General features: G+C 71.8%; 24 protein-coding genes. 16 read left to right on the top strand and 8 right to left on the bottom strand.

Annotated features, from left to right (window positions below; all coding sequences use genetic code 11):
• Positions 1-21 precede the first annotated feature (21 nt).
• Positions 22-933, bottom strand: a complete 912-nt coding sequence (locus tag ABZ215_RS05240) for a glutamate ABC transporter substrate-binding protein (RefSeq protein WP_020419607.1) — start codon at positions 931-933, stop codon at positions 22-24.
• 57 nt (positions 934-990) lie between these two features.
• Positions 991-1,719: an amino acid ABC transporter ATP-binding protein gene (locus tag ABZ215_RS05235; protein ID WP_193354374.1), complete on the bottom strand. Its 729-nt coding sequence runs from the start codon at positions 1,717-1,719 to the stop codon at positions 991-993.
• Between the two features lie 258 nt (positions 1,720-1,977).
• Here ABZ215_RS05235 and ABZ215_RS05230 point away from each other — a divergent pair, with 258 nt between their 5' ends.
• From ABZ215_RS05230 to ABZ215_RS05220, 3 genes are all read left to right on the top strand, one after another.
• Positions 1,978-2,214, top strand: a complete 237-nt coding sequence (locus tag ABZ215_RS05230; protein WP_020419605.1) for a hypothetical protein — start codon at positions 1,978-1,980, stop codon at positions 2,212-2,214.
• Positions 2,215-2,643: 429 nt separating this feature from the next.
• Positions 2,644-4,128: a tRNA (N6-isopentenyl adenosine(37)-C2)-methylthiotransferase MiaB gene (gene miaB, locus ABZ215_RS05225; protein WP_237337231.1), complete on the top strand. Its 1,485-nt coding sequence runs from the start codon at positions 2,644-2,646 to the stop codon at positions 4,126-4,128.
• Positions 4,125-4,586 carry a membrane protein gene (locus ABZ215_RS05220; RefSeq protein ID WP_020419603.1) on the top strand — a complete coding sequence of 154 codons (462 nt, stop codon included), beginning with the start codon at positions 4,125-4,127 and terminating at the stop codon, positions 4,584-4,586. The genes miaB and ABZ215_RS05220 overlap by 4 nt, the downstream gene beginning before the upstream one ends.
• On the opposite strand, the gene ABZ215_RS05215 is transcribed toward ABZ215_RS05220, so the two are convergent.
• Entirely contained in the window at positions 4,473-5,468 is a 996-nt protein-coding gene (locus tag ABZ215_RS05215; protein ID WP_084506130.1) for a LysR family transcriptional regulator, read from the bottom strand. The two genes, ABZ215_RS05220 and ABZ215_RS05215, sit on opposite strands and share 114 nt — an antisense overlap.
• A gap of 586 nt (positions 5,469-6,054) precedes the next feature.
• Here ABZ215_RS05215 and ABZ215_RS05210 point away from each other — a divergent pair.
• Together ABZ215_RS05210 and ABZ215_RS05205 are read left to right on the top strand one after the other, a co-directional pair.
• Complete coding sequence (locus tag ABZ215_RS05210) at positions 6,055-7,239, top strand: MFS transporter (protein ID WP_354947864.1); 1,185 nt, start codon at positions 6,055-6,057, stop codon at positions 7,237-7,239.
• A gap of 4 nt (positions 7,240-7,243) precedes the next feature.
• Positions 7,244-7,975, top strand: coding sequence for a DinB family protein (locus tag ABZ215_RS05205; RefSeq protein ID WP_354947862.1), 732 nt, complete (start codon positions 7,244-7,246; stop codon positions 7,973-7,975).
• Here the strand turns inward: ABZ215_RS05205 and ABZ215_RS05200 are convergent.
• Positions 7,948-8,526 carry a TetR/AcrR family transcriptional regulator gene (locus tag ABZ215_RS05200; RefSeq protein WP_354947860.1) on the bottom strand — a complete coding sequence of 193 codons (579 nt, stop codon included), beginning with the start codon at positions 8,524-8,526 and terminating at the stop codon, positions 7,948-7,950. The two genes, ABZ215_RS05205 and ABZ215_RS05200, sit on opposite strands and share 28 nt — an antisense overlap.
• Positions 8,527-8,588: 62 nt before the next feature.
• Here ABZ215_RS05200 and ABZ215_RS05195 point away from each other — a divergent pair, with 62 nt between their 5' ends.
• Entirely contained in the window at positions 8,589-9,593 is a 1,005-nt protein-coding gene (locus tag ABZ215_RS05195; protein ID WP_237337237.1) for a hypothetical protein, read from the top strand.
• 70 nt (positions 9,594-9,663) lie between these two features.
• On the opposite strand, the gene ABZ215_RS05190 is transcribed toward ABZ215_RS05195, so the two are convergent.
• The gene (locus ABZ215_RS05190; RefSeq protein WP_354947858.1) at positions 9,664-10,974 is read right to left on the bottom strand and encodes a DUF349 domain-containing protein; all 1,311 of its coding nucleotides are present in this window, start codon (positions 10,972-10,974) and stop codon (positions 9,664-9,666) included.
• Positions 10,975-11,221: 247 nt separating this feature from the next.
• Between ABZ215_RS05190 and ABZ215_RS05185 the strand changes: the two genes are divergently transcribed.
• From ABZ215_RS05185 to dapF, 3 genes are read left to right on the top strand one after another with little or no spacing between them, the layout of a single operon-like run.
• The gene (locus ABZ215_RS05185) at positions 11,222-11,905 is read left to right on the top strand and encodes a class III extradiol dioxygenase subunit B-like domain-containing protein (RefSeq protein WP_020419596.1); all 684 of its coding nucleotides are present in this window, start codon (positions 11,222-11,224) and stop codon (positions 11,903-11,905) included.
• Positions 11,902-12,801, top strand: a complete 900-nt coding sequence (gene miaA, locus ABZ215_RS05180; protein WP_020419595.1) for a tRNA (adenosine(37)-N6)-dimethylallyltransferase MiaA — start codon at positions 11,902-11,904, stop codon at positions 12,799-12,801. The genes ABZ215_RS05185 and miaA overlap by 4 nt, the downstream gene beginning before the upstream one ends.
• 9 nt (positions 12,802-12,810) lie before the next feature.
• Entirely contained in the window at positions 12,811-13,644 is an 834-nt protein-coding gene (gene dapF, locus ABZ215_RS05175) for a diaminopimelate epimerase (RefSeq protein ID WP_354947856.1), read from the top strand.
• On the opposite strand, the gene ABZ215_RS05170 is transcribed toward dapF, so the two are convergent.
• Complete coding sequence (locus ABZ215_RS05170; protein WP_354947854.1) at positions 13,550-14,869, bottom strand: MFS transporter; 1,320 nt, start codon at positions 14,867-14,869, stop codon at positions 13,550-13,552. The two genes, dapF and ABZ215_RS05170, sit on opposite strands and share 95 nt — an antisense overlap.
• 103 nt (positions 14,870-14,972) lie before the next feature.
• On the opposite strand from ABZ215_RS05170, the gene ABZ215_RS05165 reads away from it, so the two are divergent.
• From ABZ215_RS05165 to ABZ215_RS05155, 3 genes are all read left to right on the top strand, one after another.
• Positions 14,973-15,428 (top strand): winged helix-turn-helix domain-containing protein, encoded by a 456-nt coding sequence (locus ABZ215_RS05165; protein ID WP_354947940.1) that lies wholly within the window; start codon positions 14,973-14,975, stop codon positions 15,426-15,428.
• A 43-nt stretch (positions 15,429-15,471) separates the two neighbouring features.
• Complete coding sequence (hflX, locus tag ABZ215_RS05160) at positions 15,472-16,911, top strand: GTPase HflX (RefSeq protein ID WP_020419591.1); 1,440 nt, start codon at positions 15,472-15,474, stop codon at positions 16,909-16,911.
• Positions 16,912-16,987: 76 nt separating this feature from the next.
• The gene (locus tag ABZ215_RS05155) at positions 16,988-17,959 is read left to right on the top strand and encodes a hypothetical protein (protein WP_354947938.1); all 972 of its coding nucleotides are present in this window, start codon (positions 16,988-16,990) and stop codon (positions 17,957-17,959) included.
• A gap of 25 nt (positions 17,960-17,984) precedes the next feature.
• On the opposite strand, the gene lexA is transcribed toward ABZ215_RS05155, so the two are convergent.
• Positions 17,985-18,686 carry a transcriptional repressor LexA gene (gene lexA, locus ABZ215_RS05150; protein WP_017983913.1) on the bottom strand — a complete coding sequence of 234 codons (702 nt, stop codon included), beginning with the start codon at positions 18,684-18,686 and terminating at the stop codon, positions 17,985-17,987.
• A gap of 246 nt (positions 18,687-18,932) precedes the next feature.
• Here lexA and ABZ215_RS05145 point away from each other — a divergent pair, with 246 nt between their 5' ends.
• The 4 genes from ABZ215_RS05145 to ABZ215_RS05130 all read left to right on the top strand — a co-directional run bounded on the left by ABZ215_RS05145 (position 18,933) and on the right by ABZ215_RS05130 (position 23,833).
• A complete protein-coding gene (locus ABZ215_RS05145) occupies positions 18,933-19,397 on the top strand; it encodes a LysM peptidoglycan-binding domain-containing protein (RefSeq protein WP_354947852.1) in 465 nt (154 codons plus the stop codon).
• A gap of 259 nt (positions 19,398-19,656) precedes the next feature.
• Entirely contained in the window at positions 19,657-20,139 is a 483-nt protein-coding gene (gene nrdR, locus ABZ215_RS05140) for a transcriptional regulator NrdR (protein WP_027936105.1), read from the top strand.
• 29 nt (positions 20,140-20,168) lie between these two features.
• Positions 20,169-22,988 carry a vitamin B12-dependent ribonucleotide reductase gene (locus ABZ215_RS05135; protein WP_020419587.1) on the top strand — a complete coding sequence of 940 codons (2,820 nt, stop codon included), beginning with the start codon at positions 20,169-20,171 and terminating at the stop codon, positions 22,986-22,988.
• A gap of 80 nt (positions 22,989-23,068) precedes the next feature.
• Positions 23,069-23,833 carry an NAD(P)H-binding protein gene (locus ABZ215_RS05130; protein ID WP_354947850.1) on the top strand — a complete coding sequence of 255 codons (765 nt, stop codon included), beginning with the start codon at positions 23,069-23,071 and terminating at the stop codon, positions 23,831-23,833.
• Here ABZ215_RS05130 and ABZ215_RS05125 read toward each other — a convergent pair.
• Positions 23,815-24,642: a LysR family transcriptional regulator gene (locus ABZ215_RS05125; RefSeq protein ID WP_354947848.1), complete on the bottom strand. Its 828-nt coding sequence runs from the start codon at positions 24,640-24,642 to the stop codon at positions 23,815-23,817. The two genes, ABZ215_RS05130 and ABZ215_RS05125, sit on opposite strands and share 19 nt — an antisense overlap.
• Between the last annotated feature and the right edge of the window lie 256 nt (positions 24,643-24,898).

Genomic DNA, 24,898 nt, shown 5'->3' with positions numbered 1-24,898 from the left:
CTCACCGGCCACAGAGGAGTGTCAGTAGCGCTGGATCGCCGGCGGCGTCGCGGCCGAGCCGGACTTGCCGAGGGTGGCGTCGTAGATCTTCTGCCAGGTGCCGTCGTCGATGGCGGCCTGCAGCAGGTCGTCCACCTTGCCGCGCAGCGCGGCGTCGTCACGGGGCAGGCCGATGCCGTACGGCTCCTGCGAGAACGTCTTGCCGACGACCTTCAGGTTGTCCGGGTCCTGCGCGGCGAAGCCCTTGAGGATGGCGTCGTCGGTGGTGACGGCGTCCACCTCCTTGGTGATCAGCTTCTCGACGCACTGCGAGTACTTCTGGAACTCCACGATGTTCGCGGGCTCGGTCAGCTGCTGGTCGCGCACGCGCTGGATCGGGGTCGACCCGGTCACCGAGCAGACCTTCTTGCCCTTCAGGGTCTCCGGGCCGGTGATCGAGGTGTCGTCCTTGCGCACCAGCAGGTCCTGCCCGGCCATGAAGTACGGGCCGGCGAAGGAGACCTGGCCCTTGCGCTTGTCGGTGATGGTGTAGGTGCCGACGTAGTAGTCGACGTTGCCGTTGGTGATCGCGGCCTCACGCGCGGCCGAGTCGACCGTGGTGAAGGTGATCTTGCTCTCGTCGAAGCCGAGGCCCGCGGCGACCATCTTCGCGATCTCGATGTCGAAGCCCTGGAACTTGCCGGTCGTCGGGTCCTTCAGGCCCAGGCCCGGCTGGTCGTCCTTCACGCCGATGGTCAGCTTGCCTGCGCCCTTGATCTTGGCGAAGGTCGGCGAGCCGGCCACGTCCACGTTCTGGGCCACCGTGTAGGTGGGCAGCGCGGCGGCGTCGGTTCCGGTGTCCCCGGTGCCGCCGGAGGGGGTCCCCTCCTTGCCACAAGCGGTCAGCGTCAGGGCGCCGACCAGCAGGCCCGCTGCCAGGGTGCGGATCTTCATCTGGATTCCTGTTCTCCCGGGATCGAGCGGCGCCTGCCGGGCGCCGCGGGAACTCAACTAGTGCGTCAGGATCTTGCCGAGGAAGTCCTTGGCGCGGTCCGACTTCGGCTTGGTGAAGAACTCGTCCGGCGACGCGTCCTCGACGATCTCCCCGTCGGACATGAACACCACGCGGTTCGCCGCGCGACGGGCGAAGCCCATCTCGTGCGTGACCACGAGCATCGTCATGCCTTCCTTGGCCAGCCCGGTCATGGTGTCCAGAACCTCCTGGACCATCTCCGGGTCCAGCGCCGAGGTGGGCTCGTCGAACAGCATCACCTTCGGCTTCATCGCCAGCGCCCGCGCGATCGCCGCACGCTGCTGCTGACCGCCCGACAGCTGAGCCGGGTACTTCTGCGCCTGGTTCGCGATGCCCACCCGGTCCAGCAGCTGCATCGCGGTCTTGCGCGCCTCGTCCTGCCCGATCTTGCGGACCTTCACCGGCGCGAGCATCACGTTCTCGACGATGGTCTTGTGCGCGAACAGGTTGAACGACTGGAACACCATGCCGACCTCGGCGCGCAGCGCGGCGAGGGCCTTGCCCTCCGCTGGCAGCGGCTGGCCGTCCACCTCGATCTCGCCGGAGTTGATCGGCTCCAGCCGGTTGATCGCGCGGCACAGCGTCGACTTGCCGGACCCGGACGGGCCGAGCACCACGACGACCTGGCCCTTGGGCACCTCGAGGTTGATGTCCTTGAGCACGTGCAGGTCACCGAAGAACTTGTTCACGCCCGCAGCCCTGATCATCGCTGGTGCTGACGTAGCTGTGCTCATCTGCCCTCCATAGCCAGGCTCACTCGGCGATCTAACACCGTGACGCGCCCCCGCGCCCGTAAATCGAATCAAACGCAACCTAGGTGTCATCCGTTTTGGCCGGTTCCGGACGCACGGTGACCCCGGGTGCCGGTAACTGTAGTCAGGCGAGCGGTGCAGTTCGGACGGGGTCGCTTCGCTCGAACGGGGCACACCGCTGCGCTCGGCGTCGTCACGTTCGATACTCGGTTCGTGACCGCACGCAACCTCCGCAAGACGGCCGCCGCGCTCGTGCTCGGCGCGGGGCTGTGCACGCTCGCCGCCCCCGCCGCGCACGCCGACGGGGTCAGCCTGAAAGCCGGCCCGTACCCGACGCAGGCGGACTGCCAGTCGCAGCTCCCGTCCTGGCCGGGCCACATCTGCACGTTCATCCCGGACCTGCTGCCCGGCCCGATCCCCGAAGGCTGGTACGTAGCGCTGCGAACTTAGGCCTGTCCAGACGCCTTGCGTGCCGGTGCGGGTGGCGGCCCCTCCCGTCTGGCCGCCACCAGCCTCAACGGACACGCTGCGCGCGGCGGCCTCGATTCCAGGCGGCCCCTGGCTGTGGGATCGCCTCCGCATGAATTCCCACCCACCGGCCCGGCCACCACCCCTGACGGACGCGCTCCGCGCGGCAGTGTGAACCACCGCGTCGGCGCTGTCCTCGCCAGGAACCGCCCACCCGTCGCCCACCACCACCCTCAATGGACGCGCTCCGCGCGGCGGCGCCGGCTCAAACCCGGGGCGGTGCCGGCTGCGCAGGTGGTGCGGCGGCTCCGCCGCCGGAAGCAAGAACGCTGACGCGCGCGAAGGCGGGCAACCCCGAAGAGTTACGCTGGTAGCCGTCATGGCTTGTCTTACCAGCGAACACGGTGCCCGATGAACGGTGGCAAAACCTACCAGATCCGCACGTTCGGCTGCCAGATGAACGTGCACGACTCCGAGCGGCTCGCGGGCCAGCTGGAGGAGGCGGGCTACGTTCCGGCGGGCGCCGACGACGCGCCCGACCTCGTCGTGTTCAACACGTGCGCGGTGCGCGAGAACGCGGACAACAAGCTCTACGGCACCCTCGGGCACCTGCGCCCGGCCAAGGACGCCAACCCGGACATGCAGATCGCCGTCGGCGGCTGCCTCGCCCAGAAGGACCGCGGCGAGATCGTCAAGCGCGCGCCTTGGGTGGACGTCGTGTTCGGCACCCACAACATCGGCGCCCTGCCGGTGCTGCTGGAGCGCGCCCGGCACAACGCCGAGGCCGAGGTGGAGATCCTCGAGTCGCTGGAGACGTTCCCCTCGACGCTGCCCGCGCGGCGCGAGTCGGCCTACTCGGGCTGGGTCTCGATCTCCGTGGGCTGCAACAACACCTGCACCTTCTGCATCGTGCCGTCGCTGCGCGGCAAGGAGCGCGACCGGCGGCCCGGCGAGGTCCTGGCCGAGGTCGAGGCGCTCGTCGCCGAGGGCGTGCTGGAAGTGACGCTGCTCGGGCAGAACGTCAACTCCTACGGCGTCGAGTTCGGCGAGCGGGACGCCTTCTCGAAGCTGCTGCGCGCCTGCGGCGGCATCGACGGCCTGGAGCGGGTCCGGTTCACCTCGCCGCACCCGGCCGCGTTCACCGACGACGTCATCGACGCGATGGCCGAGACCCCGAACGTCTGCCCGCAGCTGCACATGCCGCTGCAGTCCGGTTCGGACCGGGTCCTGCGCGAGATGCGCCGCTCCTACCGGTCGAGCCGGTTCCTGTCCATTCTGGACAAGGTGCGCGACCGGATCCCGGACGCGGCCATCACCACCGACATCATCGTCGGGTTCCCCGGCGAGACCGAAGAGGACTTCCAGGCCACGCTCGACGTCGTGCGCGAGGCCCGGTTCTCCAGCGCGTTCACCTTCCAGTACTCCAAGCGCCCCGGCACCCCGGCCGCCGAGCTGCCGGACCAGCTGCCCAAGCAGGTCGTGCAGGAGCGCTACGACCGGCTCGTCGAGCTGGTGAACGAGATCGCCTGGGACGAGAACAAGAAGCTGGTCGGGCGCAAGGTCGAGCTGCTGGTCGCCGAGGGTGAGGGCCGCAAGGACACCGAGACCCGGCGGATGAGCGGGCGCGCCCGCGACGGCAGGCTGGTGCACTTCACGCCGACCGGGTCTGCCATCGACGGGTCCGTGCGGCCGGGTGACGTGGTCGAAACAGTGGTCACCTACGGCGCGCCGCACCACCTCGTCGCCGACGGTGACCTGCTTACGCACCGGCGCACCCGCGCCGGTGACAACGTGGAGGCGGGCCGCCGGCCCAAGACCGACGGGGTCAGCCTCGGGCTGCCCTCGTTCGGCCGCCCGGCGCCCCAGCCGGTGACGACGGGCGGGTGCGGGCTGTGAGCGAGAGCGACTACGACCGGCTGGGCACCGACGTCGACGAGGTCGTCACCAAGGCCTCCCGCACTGTCGAGCTGGGCCGCCGCGGGTTCGTCATCGCGGTGCTGGTGTTCGTGTTGCTGGTGGGGCAGCTGCTGCCGTGGGTCGGCCCGCACGTGGGCTGGCAGGTGCTGCTCGGGCAGGGCGGCGGCATCCCGCAGCTGTTCGCGGTCACGTCCACGGTGATCGGCGTGCTGGCCTCCGCGCTGACGCTGATGACGCGCCGCTGGTGGCTGTCGTGGGTGTGCGCGATGGGCGGCTGGTTCGCTTCGGTGGACGGGCTGCTGGCGATCTGGTCGCAGCAGTCGTCAGTCGCCAACGGCGCCACCGGGCGCGGCCCCGGCATCGGCATGGTGATCGCGCTGGTCGCGACCATCCTGCTGGCCGCCCAGTGGATGCGCACCGCCTGGTCCCGCACCTGAGGCGAACCGCGGGGCCAGCGACCGGGCGAGGCCGCGGAACAGCTGCACGTGCGGGTCGCGGTCGCCGGTGCGGGTGGCGAGCACGCTGTGATCCCACGGCGCGTCCACGACCGGCACGCACACCGTGCCGGGCCAGCGGTAGAAGCGCGCGAACGAGCTGAGGGCCGAGCCGGCGCCCCGCCCGGCCGCGACGCTCATCAGCACCTCCTGCGGGGTGACCGCGTGGTCCGGTCCGGGGCGCGGGGCCTCGCCGCCGCGGGCCTCGGTGAAGTACAGGTAGTCCGTGAACGGCCGCGGCGTGTGCGGCGGGAGTGCGACGAACGGCAGGTCCAGGACGTCGGCCAGGCGGAGTTCGTCGGCGGCGGCCAGTTCGGAGTGCGCCGGGATGACGACGATGCGGGCTTCCGTGGTGAGCACGTCGACGGTGATGCGCTCGTCGGTGACGGCGGGCCGCACGAAGGCCACGTCGACGCGGTGTTCGAGCAGCGCGCTGGTGTGCTCGGTGAAGGTGAGGGCCTCCAGGGTGAGGCGCACGTGCGGCCGGAGGTGCCGGAACGCGGCGATGACGGCCGGGGTCAGCTCGGCCGAGCCGTGCCCCATCACGCCGACGCGCAGGGTGTCCGTGTGCTCGGCGAGGTCCGCCATGTCGGTGATGGCGGCGTTGGCGGCGTCGACCAGGCCGCGGGCGTGGCCCAGGAAGCGGTGCCCGGCGGGGGTGAGCCGCACCGGCGCGCGCTCGAACAGCGGCACGCCCAGCTCGCGCTCGAGCTGCTGGACGTGGGCGGTCACGGCCGGCGGGGAGAGGAAGAGGCGCGCCGCGGCCCGGCCGAAGTGCCCTTCTTCGGCCACCGCCAGAAACGAGGCAAGGCGGCGCAGGTCCACGCCCCGACGGTAAGCCCACGGCGCGAGGTACGCCAAGGTGATCTACCACCCGCGGTTGCCGTCCCCCGCTTCCATGGCCGACGCCGGCGGTTGCAGCCGCCCCCAAGCAACGCCCGCGAGGCCCCGGCTGCCACCCGGAACGCTGCCTGCGGTAGCCATCGCGCCACCCCCACAGTCACCGCTGCCATCCGCGACGGCTACCTCTGCCTGCGGCGGCCACCGCGCCGCCCCCACAGCCACCCGCTGCCACCCGTGACGGCCACCGCTGCCTGCGGCAGCACCGCGCCGCTTGCGGTAGCCATCGCGCTGCCCCCACCACGGCTGCCCTCACCACGCGCTGCCCGCACGTGCTGCGTGCGGTCGACACGCGCGGCCGCAGGCACGTGCTGCCCGCCGCCGCGCGCTGCGGGCGGTAGCCACCGCTTCGCCCCAGCCACGCCCGCCTGCGGGAGCCACCGCGCCACCCGCAGCAGGCACCGCGCCGGCCGCGACAGCGTCCAGGCCGCCCGGCCACGCCCCCGGCAGAACCGTTCGGAAATCGTGAACACCCCGCTCCCTCCGAAGCGGCTCGGGTTAGAACCGGGGTATGACGGAGTGTGCCGTGCGGCCCGCGACCTGGCGGGCCTGGCCGCGGGCCGCCTGGTTGATCACCGCCGTGGGGTGGGGCGCCAACCAGTTCTCGCCGCTGCTCGGGGCCTACCGGCGTGAGATGGGGCTCTCCGCGCCGACCGTGACCGGTCTCTTCGCGATCTACGTCCTCGGCCTCGTGCCCGGTCTGCTGCTCGGCGGCCCCGGCGCGGACCGCTACGGTCGGCGGCCCGTGGTGCTCGGCGCGGTCGTCCTCTCGGTGCTCGCGACCGGCGCGTTGCTGCTCGGCGAAGTGGGCGTGCCGTGGCTGGGCGTGGGGCGCTTCGCCTCAGGGTTCGCCATGGGGGCGGTCCTCGCGGCGGGCAGTGCCTGGGTCAAGGAGCTGTCCCACCCGCCGCACGACGACGCGGTCGAGGGGACCGGGGCGCGCCGGGCCAGCCTGTTCCTCTCCGCCGGCTTCGGGATCGGCGGGCTGGTCGCGGCGCTGATCGCGCAGTGGGCGCCGCTGGACGTCGCCTACCTGCCACACCTCGTGCTGTCCGCGGTCGCCCTCGTCGCGGCCCTCAAGGTGCCGGAGACCGCGCCCCGGGCGCAGTCCGGCAAGCGCGTGACCGGCATCCGCGACCCGCGCTTCCGTCGGATGGTCGTCCCGGTGGCGCCGTGGGTTTTCGCCGCGCCCGCGACCGGGTTCGCCGTGCTGCCGTCGCTGGTGGAGTCGCGCCTCGGCGACGCCGAGACGGTCTTCGCGGGCGTCGCGATCGCCGTCGTGCTGGGGGGCGGGCTGCTGATCCAGCCGGTCGGCAGAAGGCTCGCCGCACGCGCGATCCTGCTGCCCGCGCTGATCGGGCTCGCCGCGACCGGCACCGGGATGCTCCTCGGCCTCGCCGCGGCCCTGTCCGCGCAACCCGCCATCGCGTTGCTGGCCGACGCGGCGCTGGGCTGCGGGTACGGGCTGTGCGTCACCTTCGGCCTCACCGAGATCGCCCGCATCGCCCCGCCCGAGGGCCTGGCCCGCCTGGCCTCGGTGTGGTGGGCGCTGACCTACGTCGGCTTCTGCGCGCCGTACGTGTTCGCGCTGCTCACGCAGGTCACGACACCCCCGGTGATCCTCGGGTGCGCGGCGGCGCTGGCATTCCTGACCGGCGCGGGCGTGGCGCTGCGGCACCGGACAGCGCCATCATGACCGGGTGGACATCGCCGACACCGACCTCACCGGCTCCACCTTCCGCGCCTGCGACCTGACCCGCCTGAAGATCGTCGACTCGCGCCTGTGGGACGTGTCCATCTCGGGCGACCTGGCGCGGTTCGCGGTCAACGACGTGGACGTGACGGACTACGTGGAGGCCGAGCTCAACCGCCGCCACCCCGAGCGGACCCAGCTGCGGGCGATGGACGGCCCCGCGGACTTCCGCGCCGGGTGGGCCACCCTCGAATCGCTGTGGACGGACACCGTCGCCCGCGCGCGCCGGCTGCCGGAGCAAGCGCTGCACGAACGCGTCGACGGCGAGTGGTCGTTCGTGGAAACCCTGCGGCACCTGGTGTTCGCGACCGATGCCTGGGTGAGCCGCACGATCCTCGACGAGCCGATGCCCTACCACCCGCTGGCCCTGCCGCAGACGTCCTACCCGGAGCCGGAGAAGCTGCTCGGCGTCGACACCGGCGCGCGGCCCTCGCTCGACGACGTCCTGACAGTCCGCGCGGACCGGATGACGCTCGTGCGGCGGATCGTCGACGGCCTGACCGACGAGGAGCTGTCCCGGCCCTGCCACCGCTCACCCGCGCCCGGCTACCCCGAGGAGCCGCAGCCGGTGGGGAAGTGCCTGCGCGTCGTGATGAACGAGGAGTGCGAGCACCGCCGCTACGCCGTGCGCGACCTCGCGGCGCTGGAGGCTCACTTCGACCGCACCAGCGGCAGGTAGACCTCGTCGACGATCTCGACCAGCACCTCGTCCGGCGCGGTGGGCACGCCCCGCACCAGGAACTCGTTGCGCAGCAACACGATCGCCACCGTGGCGACGCGGGAGTGCAGCGCGGCCGGTGACACCTCACCGCGTTCGACGGCCCGTTCCAGGATCGTCAGCCACGGCGCCGCCGCGTCCTCCGCCGGGTCCTGCAGTTGTCCCAAGAGTTCCGACGCGCCCCCGGCCGCGGCGATCAGCTCGCGCAGGATCGCGCCGAGCGGCGAGCTCCAGTGCCGGTTCGCGCCACGCAGCAGCGCGAGGGCGTCGTCGCGGAGGTTGCCGGTGTCCGGCACCGGCACGGATCGCGTGAGCCGCTGGTAGGCGGCGACCCCGAGGGCCAGCCGGTTCGGCCAGCGGCGGTACAGGGCGTTCTTGTTGGTGCCCGCGCGTGCGGCGACCTTGTCCATGGTCAACGCGGCGAACCCGGACTCGGTCAGTTCGTCCGCCGCCGCCTGGAGGATCGCGTCCTCCAGCTCGGCTCCCCGCCTGCGGGTCCGGGACGGCTCCATGGGTACGCACAGTACCTTATCTGTGTTAAGGTACGGCCAGTACCCTATTTGAGGAGATGGACATGCGAGCCAAGGGCATCAGCTACGACACCGGCTTCCTGCAGAACGGGAAGTTCTCGCGGAGCCGGTTCGAGCCGGAGGAGGTCCAGCGCGAGCTGCGGATCATCCGCGACGACCTGCACTGCACCGCGGTGCGGATCATGGGCGGCGACCCCGAGCGGCTGGAGGTGGCCGCCACGTGCGCGGCCGAGCTGGGGCTGGAGGTCTGGTTCTCGCCGTACCCGTTGGAACTGACCGAAGAGGAGACGCTGAAGCTGTTCGCGGACTGCGCCGAGCGCGCCGAGCGGATCAGACGGCGGGGAGCCGAGGTCGTGTTCGTGGCCGGGGCCGAGCTGAGCCTGATGAACAAGGGTTTCCTGCCCGGCGACGGTATCCGGGAGCGGATCGCGTTCCTGATGGACAACCGCGACCGGATCCCGGAACTCGGTTCCCGGGTGGGGGATTTCCTCGCCAAGGCGGTCGCCGTCGTGCGGGAGCGGTTCGGTGGCCGGGTGACCTACGCGTCCGTGCAACTGGAGCGCGTCGACTGGGCGCTGTTCGACTTCGTCTCGGTGGACCTGTACCGGACGGCCGAGATCGCCGACCGCTTCGCCGACGGGGTCCGGGCCCTCGTCGGGCAGGGCAAGCCGGTCGCGATCACCGAGTTCGGCTCGGCGACCTACCGCGGCGCGGGCGACCTGGGGGCGAGCGCGCTGGACGCGGTGGAGTACGACGAGGACCGCGGCCCGGTCCGGCTGAACGGCGAGTACGAGCGCGACGAGCAGGGGCAGGCCGCGTACGTGCGCGAACTGCTGGAGACGTTCGACTCCGCGGGCGTGGACAGCGCGTTCGTGTTCACCTTCGCGTTGTACGACCACGTGCACCGCCCCGGCGGCGACCCGCGGGAGGACCTGGACCTGGCCAGCTACGGGGTGGTGAAGGTGTTCGAGGACCGCGACGGGCACGAGCTGCCGTGGGAGCCGAAGGCCGCGTTCACGGCGATCGGCGAGTACTACCGGGACCACTGAACGACGGCGGCCCCTCCCCACACGGGGAAGGGGCCGCCACCCGAACCGAAAACCTCAGCGAACCGAAACCTCAGCGGTCCGCGACCGCCTGCTCCGCCGCCTGCATCCACTCGCGCCACTGGGCCGCCTGCTCCTCGGCCTTCTTGGCGCGTCGCTCGTCGCCGGCGGCGCGGGCCTTCGCGGCCTGCGCCTCGAACTGCTCGACCCGCTCGCGGAACTGCGCGGCCCGCGCCTGGGCCTCCGGGTCGCTGCGGCGCCACTGGCTGTCTTCGACCTCGCGGATCCGGTCCTGGACCGCCTTCAGCCGGCCGTCCAGCTCGCGGATCCGCTCCCGCGGCACCTTGCCGATCTCGTCCCACTGCTCCTGGATGCGCCGCAGCTGCGCCTTCGCCGCGTCGAGGTTGGCGCCCGGGTCGATCTTCTCGGCCTCGGCGAGCAGCTCCTCCTTGCGCGTGGCGTTCGCGGCGAACTCGGCGTCCCGCTCGGAGAACGTCGCCGAGCGGCGGGAGAAGAACGCGTCCTGCGCGGCGCGGAAGCGCTGCCACAACGCGTCGTCGGCCTCCTTGGGCGCCCGCCCCGCGGCCTTCCACTCCGTCATGAGCTCCTTGTAGCGCCCCGCGGTCGGGCCCCAGTCGGTCGAGTCGGCGAGCGCCTCGGCCTCCGCGATCAGCTCCTCCTTGCGGGCCTTGGCCGCCGCGCGCTGCTTGTCCAGCTCGGCGAAGTGCGAGCCGCGGCGCCGGTTGAACGCCTCCCGCGCCTTGGAGAAGCGCTTCCAGAGCTCGTCGTCGGTCTTGCGGTCGACGCCCTTGATCGTCTTCCACTCGTCGAGGATCGCGCGCAGCCGGTCGCCCGCGGCCTTCCACTGCACCGACTCCGCGGCGATCTTCTCGGCTTCTTCGGCGAGCGCCTGCTTGCGCCCGACCGCGGCCGCGCGGGCCTCCTCGCGCTCCTGCTTCGCCACCGCCAGCGCGGTTTCGGCGTGCGCGACGATCTGGTCGATCCGCGCCGACAGCGCCGCGAGGTCGCCGACCACCGCCGCCGTCGGCAGGCTCTCCCGCAGCTGCGTCGCGGTGGCGAGCGCGTGCTTCGGGTCGCCCGCGCCGGACGACAGCCGGGTGCCGAGCAGCTCGACCTCGGTGCGCAGGTCGTCGAAGCGCCGCGCGTAGTGCAGCAGCCCCTCCTCCGGCGAGCCGGCCTGCCACACGCCGACGGCGCGTTCCCCGTCCGCGGTCCGGACGTAGACGTTGCCCTCGTCGTCCACCCGGCCCCAGCGGGAGGGGTGCGGCTCGGCCGGCGGGACCGGCGCGCCGTGACCGGCGGCGGGCGTGTGGCCGTGGGGCACCTGGTGGGGTGCCGGGGTGCCGGTGTTCTCGTCGGACATCGCAGGCTCCTTATCGCCTGTCGGCCCGCCTTGTGGCGGGCGCCCCGCTGGCGGGCGGGGCCGGGTCATGCGGGTCTCGTTCCCTCTGGCCGCATTCAAGCAGTTCAGCGCCGCTCGTGGTACTCGGTTGGGGGGTCGGAGCGGGTGATTCTACTTCCGGGCCGCGTGGGATCGCTGTGATCGTCGATCTCGCTGCTCTCCGTGGTCGCGGGTTGCCCGAGAGTGGCTGCCGGTAACCTCGACGGGTGTGATCGTGCAAGCCGTGGTGGTACCGCAGCCCCCGTTGCTCGTGCCCGCGCTGTCCCCGGGTGCGAACGCCGAGCTGGAGGCGTTGCGCGCGGCCTGCCGCACGGCGGTGGAGCGCCTCGCCGCGGTGACCCGGGAGTGGGTCGCGGTCGGCGCCGGTGACCACGAACGGGTCATCGAGCCCGCCACGTCCGGGTCGTTCCGCGGATACGGAGCCGACGTTCCGGTCTCGTTGAGCGCGGCGCCCGCGACCCCGGCCGAACTCCCGCTGCCCGCCCTCGTCGCGGGCTGGCTGCGCGAGCAGGCGGGCGCGGATTCGGTGCGGGTGCACCTCGTGGACGGCGATCCGGCCGAGTGCGAGCGCCTCGGCAAGCTCCTCGCTCACGGCGACCGGACCGGCCTGCTCGTGCTCGGCGACGGCTCGAACCGGCACGGTCCCAAGTCCCCGGGCAGCGAAGACGAGCGCGCCCCCGCCTTCGACGACGCGGTCGCCCGCGCGCTCGCCACCGCCGACACGGCCGCGCTGCGGGCGCTCGACCCCGGGCTGGCCGCCGAACTCGGCGCGGGCGGCCGCGCGCCGTGGCAGGTGCTGGCGGGCGCCGGCGACGACTGGCGCGCCGAACTGCTGTACTCCGCGGCGCCGTTCGGCGTCGGCTACCACGTCGCGGTGTGGGAGCGCGGGTGAACCCGATCGCCGTCGTCGGCCCCACCGCCACCGGCAAGTCCGAACTCGCCATCACGATCGCCCGCGCGGTCGGCGGCGAGGTGGTCAACGCCGACGCCCTGCAGCTCTACCGCGGCATGGACATCGGCACCGCCAAGGTCTCCGCAGCGGAGCGTCGCGGCGTGCCGCACCACCTGCTCGACGTCCTCGACGTCACCGAGACCGCCTCCGTCGCCGCCTACCAGCGCGACGCCCGCGCGGTCATCGAGCGCCTGCTGGCCGAGGGCAAGGTGCCCGTGCTGACCGGCGGATCCGGCCTCTACGTGCAGGCCGTCCTCGACGACCTCCGCTTCCCGGGCACCGACCCGGCCGTGCGGGCGCGGCTGGAGGCCGAGGCCGCCGAGGTCGGCGCCGCGGCCCTGCACAGCCGCCTCACCACGCTCGATCCCGCCGCGGCCACCGCGATCCTGCCGACCAACACGCGCCGGATCGTCCGCGCGCTCGAGGTCATCGAGATCACCGGACAGCCGTTCTCCGCGAACATGCCGCGTCCCGGCCCCGCGCGGTACGGCACCGTGATGATCGGGATCGACCGGGACACCGAGGACCTCGACCGGCGCGTGGAGCTGCGCGTGGACCGCATGTTCGCGGCGGGCTTGGTCGACGAGGTGCGCTCGCTGGTGGAGCGCGGGCTCCGGGAGGGCAAGACGGCGTCGCGCGCGCTGGGCTACCAGCAGGTGCTCGCCGAACTGGACGGCGGCGGGGACTTCGCCGCCGCGGCCGAGGCGACGAAGCAGGCGACGCGCCGATTCGTTCGCAGGCAACGATCCTGGTTCCGCCGGGACGCGCGGATCCGGTGGTTCGACGGAGCCGATCTTGACGTGGCCGAGCGGGTGCTCTCCGTGGTGGCCCAGTAGTCTGATCGTGTGGTTATCGAGTTCCTCAAGGGGCATGGCACCCAGAACGACTTCGTGGTGCTCCCCGACCCCGACGCCCGGCTGGACCTGACGGCTAGCCGGGTCGCCGCGCTGTGCGACCGGCAGCGCGGGCTCGGTGCCGACGGCGTCCTCCGCGTGGTGCGCAAGGAGGCTCTGGCCCTGCCCGCCGCGGCCGATTCGGCGGGGGAGTGGTTCATGGACTACCGCAACGCCGACGGGTCGATCGCCGAGATGTGCGGCAACGGCACGCGGGTGTTCGCGCGGTACCTCGTCGAAGCGGGACTGGTGTCCGGGCGCGAGTTCGTGATCGGCACCAGGGCGGGCGACCGGCAGGTGGTGGTGCACGAGGATCTCTCGGTGACCACGCAGATGGGGCCGGTCGCGATCACCGGCGCCTCGGTCGCCATCGTGGACGGGCACAACTTCTCCGGTGTCGCGGTGAACGTGGGCAACCCGCACTTGGTGTCCATTGTGGACGACGACATCGACGAGCTGGACCTCACTCGCGCGCCCCGCTACGACAGCGACTTCTTCCCCGACGGCGTCAACCTGGAGTTCGTCAACCCGCTCGGCGAGCAGCGCCTGAAGATGCGGGTGTACGAACGGGGAGTGGGCGAGACCCGCGCGTGCGGCACCGGCACGGTCGCCGCGGTCGCGGCCGCGCTGCACCTGGCAGGCACCGACACCGGGAAGTCCGCTGTGGACATCCCCGGCGGCCGTGTCCAGGTCACCGTGGAGCGGGGGGCGTCGACGCTGACGGGCCCGGCGGAGTTCGTGGCGCGGGGTCAGCTGGATCCGCAGTGGTGGGAGCGGGCGGGCTGACCGGCAGGTCGCGCATCCGCCGCAACGGGGAGAACAGCACCGGCAGCATCGTCACCGCCATGAGCGCGCACCCGGCCCACACGGTGGACCGGACGCCGATCAGCTCGCCGAGCAGGCCGCCGGCCAGTCCGCCGAGCGGCATGGTGCCCCACACCACGAATCGCACGGTCGCGTTCATGCGGCCCATCAGCCGGTCCGGGCAGATCGCCTGGCGGTAGCTGACCTGCGCGACGTTGTAGACCACGATGCCGTAGCCGCTGGCCACCATCCCCAGCACGCCCAGCGCCACCGACCAGCCCGGCTGGGACAGCGGCAGCAGCAGCTGGAGCGGCCAGGTGGTCATCGGCACCAGCCAAATCGCCCTGGCCTGCCCGATCACCCTGGTCCAGAACCCGGCGGTGAGCGCGCCCAGGATCCCGCCGGCGCTGGCGACGGCGAGCACCAGGCCGACGCCGGAGGGGCTCAGGCCGAGGTCCCTGGTGAGGAACAGGACCTGCATCGAGATCACGATCGTGCCGGCGAAGTTGCCGCTCGCGGTGCACAGCACGATCGCGCGCAGCGCCGGGTTGCCGAACACGAACCGCAGGCCCTCGGCGATCTGCGCGCGCAGGGGCGTGCCGTCGTGCGGTTCCGGCTCCGGTTCGGGTGTCCGGATGCGCAGCAGGAACAGCCCGGACGCGACGTAGCCCACCCCGGTCGCGAGCACCGCGTTGGCCGCGCCGAACAGCTGGGTCAGCCCGCCGCCGAGCCCCGGCCCGACCACCTGCGCGACCGACTGGCTGGCCTGCAGCTTTGCGTTGCCCTCCACCAGGTGCTCCCGCCCGACCAGCGAGGGCAGGTAGGACTGGTAGGCGACGTCGAAGAACACCGTCCCGACGCTGACCAGCAACGCGACCACGACCAGCTGGGTCAGGGTCAGCCAGCCGGTCCACCACGCCAGCGGGATCGTCAGCAGCAGCGCCGCGCGCGCGAAGTCGGCGCGCAGCATCAGCGGACGCCGCTTCATCCGGTCCACCCACACCCCAGCGGGCAGCCCGATCAGCAGGAAGGCGGCGTTCTCGGCCGCGGTGAGCAGGCCCATCTCGCCGGGCGTCGCGGACAGCACGGTCGCGGCCAGCAGCGGCAGCACGGTCATGCCCACGAACGTGCCGGCCTGGCTGACCGTGTCGCCCGCCCACAGCAGCCGGAACCCGGGGTGGAACCAGAGGGAGTCGCGTCGCGGCACCCCGATAGGGTGACGCAGTGATTGGAATCCGTCAATCACTTCGTCCGACTACGCTGGGCCGGTGCGAGACCGCCGCCCCGCGAGCGAGGCCGAGGCAGCCGCCCTGGCCTCGGGAATACGCCTGCGCATCATCCGGTTGACCTATGCGGAGGCGTTGACGAACAAGGAAATCGCGCAGCGCCTAGGCCGCGACCCGGCCACCACTCTGCACCACGTGCGAAAGCTGGTCGACACCGGATTCCTGGCTCCGCAACCCGCCCGCCGCGGCAACCGCGGCGCGAAGGAGATCCCGTACCTGTCCACCGGCAAGTCCTGGGACCTGTCCGGCGAGGGCGACGAGGCGCTGTCCGAGGCCATGCTGGAGGCCTACCTGGCCGAGATCGCCGAGCTGGACCGCGGCGAGCTGGACCAGTCAAGGCTGGTGGTGCGGGTGGACGCCGAGGCCAGGCGAGAGTTCGAGCAGCGGCTGGCCGACCTGCTGGACGAGTTCAATAACCGCTCCACGCCGGAGGGCGCCGAGCAGTTCGCGATCTACGTGGCGGTGTACCCGAGCCGCTAAAGGATTCGGACAATCCCGCGAATCGTGGGACCATGGAAGGACGATGACAGAACTGACCTACACAGACCTCGAAGACATCACCGCAGACCCGTCGACGGGTGACCTGGAACTGTCGGAGCGCGCGTCCCTGCGCCGCGTCGCCGGCCTGTCGACCGAGCTGTCGGACATCACCGAGGTCGAGTACCGGAAACTCCGCCTCGAGCGCGTGGTCCTGGTCGGTGTGTGGACCGAGGGCACCGCGGAGCAGTCCGAGGCTTCGCTCGCCGAACTCGCACGCCTGGCCGAGACCGCCGGTTCCGAAGTGCTCGAAGGTCTCGTGCAGCGCCGCTCCAAGCCCGACCCGGCCACCTACATCGGCTCGGGCAAGGTGCGCGAGCTGTTCGACATCGTCGTCGCCACCGGGGCCGACACGGTCATCTGCGACGGTGAGCTCTCGCCCGGCCAGCTGCGCCAGCTGGAGGAGCGGCTCAAGGTCAAGGTGATCGACCGGACCGCGCTGATCCTCGACATCTTCGCCCAGCACGCGCGCTCGCGCGAAGGCAAGGCGCAGGTCGAGCTGGCCCAGCTGCAGTACCTCATCCCCCGGCTGCGGGGCTGGGGTGAGTCGCTGTCCCGGCAGGCCGGTGGCCGCGCCGGTGGCGCGAACGGCGGTGTGGGCCTGCGTGGTCCCGGTGAGACGAAGCTGGAGACCGACCGGCGGCGCATCAACAAGCGCGTGGCGAAGCTGCGCCGCGAGATCGCCGCGATGGACACCATCCGGGCGACCAAGCGGGGCCGCCGCGTGGCCAACGAGGTGCCCAGCGTCGCGATCGTCGGCTACACCAACGCGGGCAAGTCGAGCCTGCTCAACGCCATCACCGGGGCCGGTGTGCTGGTGGAGAACGCGTTGTTCGCCACCCTGGACCCGACCACCCGGCGGGCGGCCACCCCGGACGGGCGCACGTTCACGCTGACCGACACCGTCGGGTTCGTGCGGCACCTGCCGCACCAGCTGGTCGACGCGTTCCGCTCGACGCTGGACGAGACGGCCGATGCGGACCTGCTGCTGCACGTCGTGGACGGGTCCGACCCGGCCCCGGAGGAGCAGGTCAACGCGGTGCGCCAGGTGCTCGCCGAGATCACCAAGAGCCACGAGAGCCCGCTGCCGCCGGAGCTGATCGTGATCAACAAGGCGGACGCGGCCGACGAGCTGTCGCTGGTCCGCCTCCGGCACCTGCTGCCGGGCGCGATCGTGGTGTCGGCCAAGACCGGCGAGGGCGTCCCGGAGCTGCTGGAGGCGCTGGCCGAGCGGCTGCCGCGGCCTGACGTGGTCGTGGACGCGCTCGTGCCGTACACCCGCGGTGAGCTGGTGGCGCGCGTGCACTCCGAGGGTGAGGTCCTCACCGAGGAGCACCTCGCGGAGGGCACCCGCCTGAGCGCCCGGGTTCGCCCGGACGTGGCATCCGCGCTGGAGGCCTACGCCGTGAACGGATCACCGGCCTGAGATCGGTACCGTGGCTCCAGTGAGCCATGGGAGTTTCCGCAGAGCTGCGCTGGCGCCGGTCCTGTCAGTCCTCGTCTTGCTGGGGCTGGCGGGGCCGGCGCACGCGGCGCAGGCCCCGGAACCGGTGTGCTCGGTGACGGACAAACGCCTCGGCGAGCTGTCCGGCCTGGTGAGCGACGGTTCGCGGTGGTACGCGATCAACGACGGCGGCACGAAGGTGCAGATCTTCGTGCTGGGCCGGGACTGCGCCGTGCAGCGGGTCATCTCCGGCTCGACCGACCCGTACGACGTCGAGGACCTCGCGCGTGCCGCGGACGGCACGTTCTGGCTCGCCGACACCGGCGACAACCGCAAACAACGCGAGACCATCGCCCTGCTGGCCGTGACGCCGCAGGGCAAGGTGACGCTCTACCGCCTGACCTACCCCGACGGGCCGCACGACGCGGAGGCGCTGCTGCTCGACGCGTCGGGAACGCCGTACCTGGTCACGAAGAACCCGCTGGGCGAGGCGGGGATCTACCGGCCGGCGAAGCCGCTGGCCAGCCCGGGCCCGACGCCGCTGGAGCGGGTCGGGTCGATCAACGTCAAGTCCACGGACACGCCGGGCGGACCGGTCGCGGGGTTCGGCTCCGTGCTGGTCACCGGTGGTGCCGTGAGCGCGGACGGCAAGGCCGTCGCGTTGCGGACCTATACCGACGCCTACCTGTTCCCGGCCCCCGACCGGGACGTGGCGGCCGCGCTGCAGCGCGAGCCGGTGCGTGTGCCGCTGCCCGACGAGCAGCAGGGGGAGGCGATCGCCTTCGACCCGGACGGCACGCTGTTGTCGGCGTCCGAGGGTGCCGGCCCGATCCGCGCGGTGCGCGGGGCGGCGGCCCTGGTGGCGGACAGCGCCGAGGAGGGCGGCCAGTCCGCGGGTTCCGGCGGGGAGGCGGCCGGCGGGTCGTCCGGCCAGGGCGGCGTGGACACGGTGCCCGGCCTGCTGCTGGCCGTCGTCGTCGCGGGCGGCGTGGTGTTCGCCTGGACGAAGCTGCGGAAGCGGTCCGGCTGATCGTTTCGAACGACCGAACGATCGGCTAGAGACGGCGGATGACCGCCACGACCTTGCCGAGAATGGTCGCCTCGTCACCCGGGATCGGGTCGTAGGCCTCGTTGTGCGGCATCAGCCACACGTGGCCGTCCTTCTGCTTGAACGTCTTCACCGTGGCCTCGCCGTCGATCATCGCGGCCACGATCTCGCCGTTGTTCGCCGTCGGCTGCTGGCGCACGACCACCCAGTCGCCGTCGGTGATGGCGGCGTCGACCATCGAGTCGCCGGTGACGCTGAGCAGGAAGACCTCGCCCTCGCCGACGATGTCCTTCGGCAGCGGGAAGACCTCTTCGATGGACTGCTCGGCCAGCACCGGGCCACCGGCGGCGATGCGGCCGACCAGGGGCACGTACGCGGGCTTCGGCAGCGGCGTGGTCTCGGCCTCGGCCTGCGCGGTCAACACGCCCACGGCGCGGGGACGGTTCGCGTCGCGGCGCAGGTAACCCTTGCGCTGCAGCGAACGCAGCTGGTGCGACACCGACGAGGTGGAGGTGAGCCCGACCGCCTCGCCGATCTCGCGGACGCTGGGCGGGTAGCCGAAGCGGTCGATCCACGCCTTGATGACTTCGAGGATCTGCTGCTGGCGGGGGCTGAGACCCTCTTCGACGTCCTCGGGGTCGGGGAGGGGATGCACGTCCCCGAACCGGCCGCCTGGCCTGCGGATCGTCTCGCCCGTCTCTTCCGACACCGTGCTGCCTCCCAGCTCTGGAGCGGCCGGGACCGCGCACCCGCGCGACCGGCGCTGTCCGCCTCTGCTGGTCACCCACAGTAGTGCACCCGACAGCAAACATCAAACAACTGTTCGACGACACGCCGGGGCGCGCTCGATTTTGTCGTACCCGGGTGGTACACATTCGCACGGAGGTTCGATAGAACGGTTGTTCGACCGGCGGCGCGCTCGTCGCGGGTCGCGGATCTGCGAGGAGGTTCCGCCATGTCGGTGCTGACGCTTGAGGAGTGGCTGGTCCGGCGCGCGCCGGAGGAGAGCGCGGGCGGGCGCGTGCCGGTGCGGCCGCGCCGCCCTGAGGTGCGCCGCCCGCCGACGCGGGCGCGGGTGGTCGCCGGCCGCCGTCCCGGTCCGGTCGCCGCCTGCCCGCGCCGGATCGCGCCGCGGTGGCCGTGGCTCGCCGCGGTCGGGGTCGCCATCGCGCTCGCCGTCACCGGGTTGGGTGTTTTCGCCGGGTCGTTCGCGCCGGACGTCCCGGAGCGGACGGCCACCGTCGCGGTCGCGCCGGGGGAGACGCTGTGGGATCTGGCGCGGCAGTACGCGCCGGGGAGCGACACGGGCGCCGTGGTCGAGCGCATCGAGGAGCTGAACCACCTGCCGGCCGAGTCGGTCGTGCCGGGTCTGTTGCTCACCGTGCCGGTCGAATCCGCCTCCGTGATCACGGGCTCCTGAAGGCCGTCGCCATACCTCATCACTCGCTCGTGTCGCTTGCGCCCCGCCTGCGCGCGTTCTAAGGTCCACCGCTATATCTAGTAGTTACATGGCTGTAGTTGGTCCACAAGTTGGGGTAGACTGAGGACGAGTTGTCCACAGGCGGTGGGTGTTCACCCACCGGATATCCACATGTTGATCACCAGGTTCGAGCCGTAGCGTGGCGGCGCGGGCCGGGATGGATGTCACCCGCGGGACGAGAGGGGAAGGTGTTCGGAAAGTGCGTTGCCCGTTCTGCCGTCACGCCGACTCCCGGGTCGTCGACTCGCGGGAAGTGGACGAGGGGCAGGCCATCCGCCGCAGGCGGTCCTGCTCGGCCTGCGGTCGCCGGTTCACCACGTCCGAGACGATGGTGCTGGCGGTCGTCAAGCGTTCCGGGGTCACCGAGCAGTTCAGCAGGGACAAGGTGGTCCGGGGAGTGCGCCGCGCCTGCCAGGGCAGGCCGGTCGACGACGACGCGTTGCAGCAGCTCGCCCAGCGGGTCGAGGAGTCGATCCGCGCGGCCGGAGTCGCCGAGATCCCGAGTCACGAGGTCGGCCTCGCCATCCTCGGGCCGCTGCGGGAACTCGACGAGGTCGCCTACCTCCGGTTCGCCAGCGTCTACCGCTCCTTCTCCTCGGTCGAGGACTTCGAGAAGGAGATCGCGGACCTGCGCAAGGCCATGGCAGACAAGCACGGCGACGAAAGCGCGGCCGGGGCATGAGCCCGGCGCGCGGCGGGAGGGACGAATCGATGACCGAGACCGTGGGTGCGAGCACGGCGAGCGGCAAGTCGGCGAAGCGGGGCAAGCGGGGGCTGAAGATCAGCCGGGTGTTCACGACCGAGGGCGTGCACCCGTACGACGAGGTCGCCTGGGAGCAGCGCGACGTCGTCATGACCAACTGGCGTGACGGGTCGATCAACTTCGAGCAGCGGGGCGTCGAGTTCCCCGAGTTCTGGTCGATGAACGCGACCAACATCGTCACCAGCAAGTACTTCCGCGGTGCGGTGGGCAGTCCGCAGCGCGAGCGCAGCCTCAAGCAGCTCATCGACCGCGTCGTGCACGCCTACGTGAAGGCGGGCACCGAGCACGGCTACTTCGCGACGGGCGCCGACGCCGAGATCTTCGAGCACGAGCTCACCTGGATGCTGCTGCACCAGGTCTTCAGCTTCAACTCCCCGGTGTGGTTCAACGTCGGCACCTCCTCCAAGCAGCAGGTCTCCGCCTGCTTCATCCTCGCGGTCGACGACACGATGGAGTCGATCCTCGACTGGTACAAGGAAGAGGGGATGATCTTCCGCGGCGGGTCCGGCGCGGGCATCAACCTCTCCCGCATCCGGTCCTCCAAGGAGCTGCTGTCCTCGGGCGGCACCGCCTCCGGCCCGGTGTCCTTCATGCGCGGCGCCGACGCCTCCGCCGGCACCATCAAGTCCGGTGGCGCCACCCGGCGCGCGGCGAAGATGGTCGTCCTCGACGTCGACCACCCGGACATCGAGGAGTTCATCCAGACCAAGGCGCGCGAGGAGGAGAAGATCCGCGTCCTGCGCGACGCGGGCTTCGACATGGACCTCTCCGGCGCCGACATCACGTCGGTGCAGTACCAGAACGCCAACAACTCGGTGCGCGTCAGCGACGAGTTCATGCGCGCCGTCGAGTCCGATGCCGAGTTCGGGCTGCGCGCCCGCCTCACCGGCGAGGTCATCGACACCGTGAACGCGCGGAAGCTGTTCCGCTCGATGGCGCAGGCGGCGTGGGAGTGCGCGGACCCGGGCCTGCAGTACGACGACACGATCAACGACTGGCACACCTGCCCCGAGTCGGGCCGGATCACCGCGTCGAACCCGTGCAGCGAGTACATGCACCTGGACAACTCCAGCTGCAACCTGGCTTCGCTGAACCTGCTGAAGTTCCTCAAGGACGACGGCACGTTCGACGGTGAGCTGTTCGTCAAGGCGGTCGAGTTCGTCATCACCGCGATGGACATTTCGATCTGCTTCGCGGACTTCCCGACCGAGGCGATCGGCGACACCACCCGCAAGTTCCGCCAGCTGGGCATCGGCTACGCCAACCTGGGCGCGCTGCTGATGGCCACCGGGCACGCGTACGACTCCGACGGCGGCCGCGCGCTCGCCGCGAGCATCACGTCGCTGATGACCGGCACGTCCTACCGCCGCTCGGCCGAGATGGCCGGCGTGGTCGGCGCGTACGAGGGCTACAGCCGCAACGCCGAGGCGCACCAGCGCGTCATGCGCAAGCACGCCGCGGCCAACGACGCGATCCGCACGATGCACACCAACGACGTGGCGATCCGCGACCTGGCCACCCGCGAGTGGCAGAAGGGCATCGAGATCGGCGCGAAGAACGGCTGGCGCAACGCGCAGGCCAGCGTGCTCGCGCCGACCGGCACCATCGGCTTCATGATGGACTGCGACACCACCGGTATCGAGCCGGACTTCTCGCTGGTGAAGTTCAAGAAGCTCGTCGGCGGCGGCTCGATGCAGATCGTCAACCAGACCATCCCGCGCTCGCTCAAGACCCTGGGCTACCAGGACGAGCAGATCGAGGCGATCGTCGAGTACATCGCCGAGCACGGTCACGTCGTCGACGCGCCGGGCCTGCGCCCGGAGCACTACGAGGTGTACGACTGCGCCATCGGCGAGCGGTCCATCGCCCCGATGGGCCACGTGCGCATGATGGCCGCGGTGCAGCCGTTCCTGTCCGGCGCGATCTCCAAGACGGTCAACATGCCGGAGACGGCGACGGTCGAGGAGATCGAGGAGATCTACTTCCAGGGCTGGAAGCTGGGCCTCAAGGCGCTGGCGATCTACCGCGACAACTGCAAGGTCGGCCAGCCGCTGTCCAGCGCGAAGAAGAAGGCAGAGACCGCCGACGTCGAGCCGGAGAAGGTCGTCGAGTACAAGCCGATCCGCAAGCGGCTGCCGAAGAAGCGCCCGAGCCAGACCCTGTCCTTCACGGTCGGCGGCGCGGAAGGCTACCTGCACGCCGGTTCGTACCCGGACGACGGGCTGGGCGAGATCTTCGTCAAGCTGGGCAAGCAGGGTTCGACGCTGGCGGGTGTCATGGACGCCTTCTCGATGTCGATCTCGGTGGGCCTGCAGTACGGCATCCCGCTGGAGTTCTACGTCTCGAAGTTCTCGAACCTGCGCTTCGAGCCGGCCGGCATGACGGACGACCCGGACATCCGGATCGCCACCAGCGTGCTGGACTACCTGTTCCGCCGCCTCGCACTGGACTACCTGCCGTACGAGAAGCGGGCCGAGCTGGGCATCTTCACCGCGGCCGAGCGCGCCGCGCAGGTGGAGACGGGCTACGGTTCGCAGCCGGCCGAGCAGGTCGACCTGGAGGCGCTGCGCAGCACGGTCGACTCGAGCCCCGCGAAGGCCGAGCCGGCGGAGCAGCCCCAGGCGGCGCACAGCACGGCCGAGCTGATGGACCTGCACCTCGGCAAGGCGGCCGACGCGCCGCTGTGCATGACCTGCGGAACGAAGATGCGCCCCGCGGGCTCCTGCTACGCCTGCGAAGGCTGCGGCGCCACCTCCGGCTGCAGCTGATCTGACGATGTGACACAGCGGCCGGGTGCTTTCGCGCCCGGCCGCTGTCACGTTTCGGCGGCCTGCCGAGTCTTTTCAGCATGAGCGAAACGATCCTCGTCACCGGCGGGACCGGTGTTCTCGGCCGGGCCGTTGCCCGACGTCTCCTCGCGCCGGAGCGGGAAGTCCGGGTGCTGAGCCGTCGTCCGGCGCCGGACGGCACGGCCTACGCCTGGCGCACCGGCGACCTCCGCACCCGGCAGGGCATCGACGCGGCGGTGGCGGGCGCGGACGTGATCGTGCACTGCGCGACCACGCTCGGTGGCAAGGACGTCGCCACCACGAGGACGCTCCTCGACATCGCCCAGCGCCACGGCACGCCGCACGTCGTGTTCATCTCGATCGTGGGCGTCGACCGGGTCCCGCTCCCGTACTACCGCGCGAAGCTCGCCGCGGAGGAGGCGGTCATCGGGTCGGGGCTGCCGTGGACGATCCTGCGTGCCACGCAGTTCCACGACCTGATGTGCCGCATCGTGGAGGTTCAGCGCCGCCTGCCTGCCGTCCTGTACCCCGCCCGGTTCCGGTTCCAGCCGGTCGACGCGGGCGAGGTCGCCGCGCGCCTCGCGGACCTCGCCCTCCATGACCCCGCCGGCCGGGCGCCGGACATGGGCGGGCCCGAGGTCCGGGAGTTCGCCGACCTGGCCCGGAGCTACCTGCGCCACCGGGGCCGCCGCCGCGTGCTCGTGCCGGTCCCGCTCCCCGGGGCCACCGCCCGCGCCTACCGGGCCGGCCACCACCTGACGCCGGACACCTCGGGGCGCACCACGTTCGAGGAGTTCCTGGCCGCTCAGGCCGCCATGGCGTAGAGGACCTCGCGCAGGTCGTCCTCGCGGTCGGTGCGCCACACCACGCGCAACGCCAGCTCGGCGGGATGAGCCATCGGCTGCGCGACGAGTGTGCCGTCCGCGAGGTCGCCGCCGACCGCGAAGTCCGGCAGCAGCGCGACGCCGAGGCCCTGCGCCACCCACGACCGGATCGTCGACACGCTGTCGAACTCCAGCCGCCTGCCGCCCGTGCCCAGCAACCGGTCGGCGGCCATCCGGAACGAGCACCCGTCCGGGGTGACCAGCAGGGCGTCGCCGTCGTACCCGGGGCGGGCGACCAGGTGCAGCCGCACCGTCTCGATGTCCACAAAGGACAGATCGCCGCCGTCGAAGCCCAGTGTGCCCAGCGCGGTTCCGGTGTCCAGCAGCAGGCCAGCGTCGAGCGAACCGTCCGCCACCGCGCGCAGCAGCGGTTGCCGCATCAGGGACCGCACCGCCAGGTCGACGTCGGGCCGCCGATCCGCGAGCCGGGCGACGACGGCGGGCAGCCGCGTGGCGACGAGGGTTTCCAGCGCGCCGACGGTGAACCGGGTGCGCTCGTCGCTCACCAGGCGCCGAATCGACTCGGCCTGGTCGAGCAGCCGCCGCGCCTCGGGCAGCAGCAGGCGCCCACGCTCGGCGAGCGCCATACCGGTCGGCTTGCGCTCGAACAGCACCACTCCGAGCGAGCTCTCCAGCGACCGCACGTGCTCCGAGACCGTCGCCGGCGACAGCTCGAGCAGCGAGGCCGCACCGGTGACCGAGCCGGCCGACGCCACCGCCACGAAGGCCCGCAACTGCCGCAACTCCATGAGATCCACTCTAGCCAGGAGGTGTTCGGAAAAACCGAACGCAGCCGGCGGAGGAGGCTGCGCGCTGCCGGGGCACCCGCCCGACGCCGGGCGTGCGTGCAGTCGGGCGCCCGCGCGGCGCCGGGTGAGGGCGTAGCTGGGCGCCCGTGCGGCGTCGGGTGGGCGCGGAGCCGGGGCACCCGCATGCCGCCGGGTTGAGGGCGTAGCCCGGCGCCCATGCGGCGTTGGGTGGGCGCGTGGCCGGGTGCGCGCATGG

The organism is Amycolatopsis sp. NPDC006131, from assembly GCF_040614175.1.
In the GTDB taxonomy this organism is placed as follows: domain Bacteria; phylum Actinomycetota; class Actinomycetes; order Mycobacteriales; family Pseudonocardiaceae; genus Amycolatopsis_E; species Amycolatopsis_E tucumanensis.
Note: the sequence above shows the minus strand (reverse complement) of the source record. Positions and strands in the feature narration are given on the sequence as shown.

Bases quoted from the DNA above. Each gene is read 5' to 3' on its own strand.
- ABZ215_RS05145 (WP_354947852.1), top strand. From the start codon at position 18,933: ATGTCGGTGCTGACGCTTGAGGAGTGGCTGGTCCGGCGCGCGCCGGAG.
- ABZ215_RS05210 (WP_354947864.1), top strand. From the start codon at position 6,055: ATGACGGAGTGTGCCGTGCGGCCCGCGACCTGGCGGGCCTGGCCGCGG.
- ABZ215_RS05135 (WP_020419587.1), top strand. From the start codon at position 20,169: ATGACCGAGACCGTGGGTGCGAGCACGGCGAGCGGCAAGTCGGCGAAG.
- hflX (WP_020419591.1), top strand. From the start codon at position 15,472: ATGACAGAACTGACCTACACAGACCTCGAAGACATCACCGCAGACCCG.
- ABZ215_RS05195 (WP_237337237.1), top strand. From the start codon at position 8,589: ATGCGAGCCAAGGGCATCAGCTACGACACCGGCTTCCTGCAGAACGGG.
- miaB (WP_237337231.1), top strand. From the start codon at position 2,644: ATGAACGGTGGCAAAACCTACCAGATCCGCACGTTCGGCTGCCAGATG.
- ABZ215_RS05130 (WP_354947850.1), top strand. From the start codon at position 23,069: ATGAGCGAAACGATCCTCGTCACCGGCGGGACCGGTGTTCTCGGCCGG.
- ABZ215_RS05235 (WP_193354374.1), bottom strand. From the start codon at position 1,719: ATGATCAGGGCTGCGGGCGTGAACAAGTTCTTCGGTGACCTGCACGTG.
- ABZ215_RS05125 (WP_354947848.1), bottom strand. From the start codon at position 24,642: ATGGAGTTGCGGCAGTTGCGGGCCTTCGTGGCGGTGGCGTCGGCCGGC.
- ABZ215_RS05200 (WP_354947860.1), bottom strand. From the start codon at position 8,526: ATGGAGCCGTCCCGGACCCGCAGGCGGGGAGCCGAGCTGGAGGACGCG.
- ABZ215_RS05190 (WP_354947858.1), bottom strand. From the start codon at position 10,974: ATGTCCGACGAGAACACCGGCACCCCGGCACCCCACCAGGTGCCCCAC.
- ABZ215_RS05240 (WP_020419607.1), bottom strand. From the start codon at position 933: ATGAAGATCCGCACCCTGGCAGCGGGCCTGCTGGTCGGCGCCCTGACG.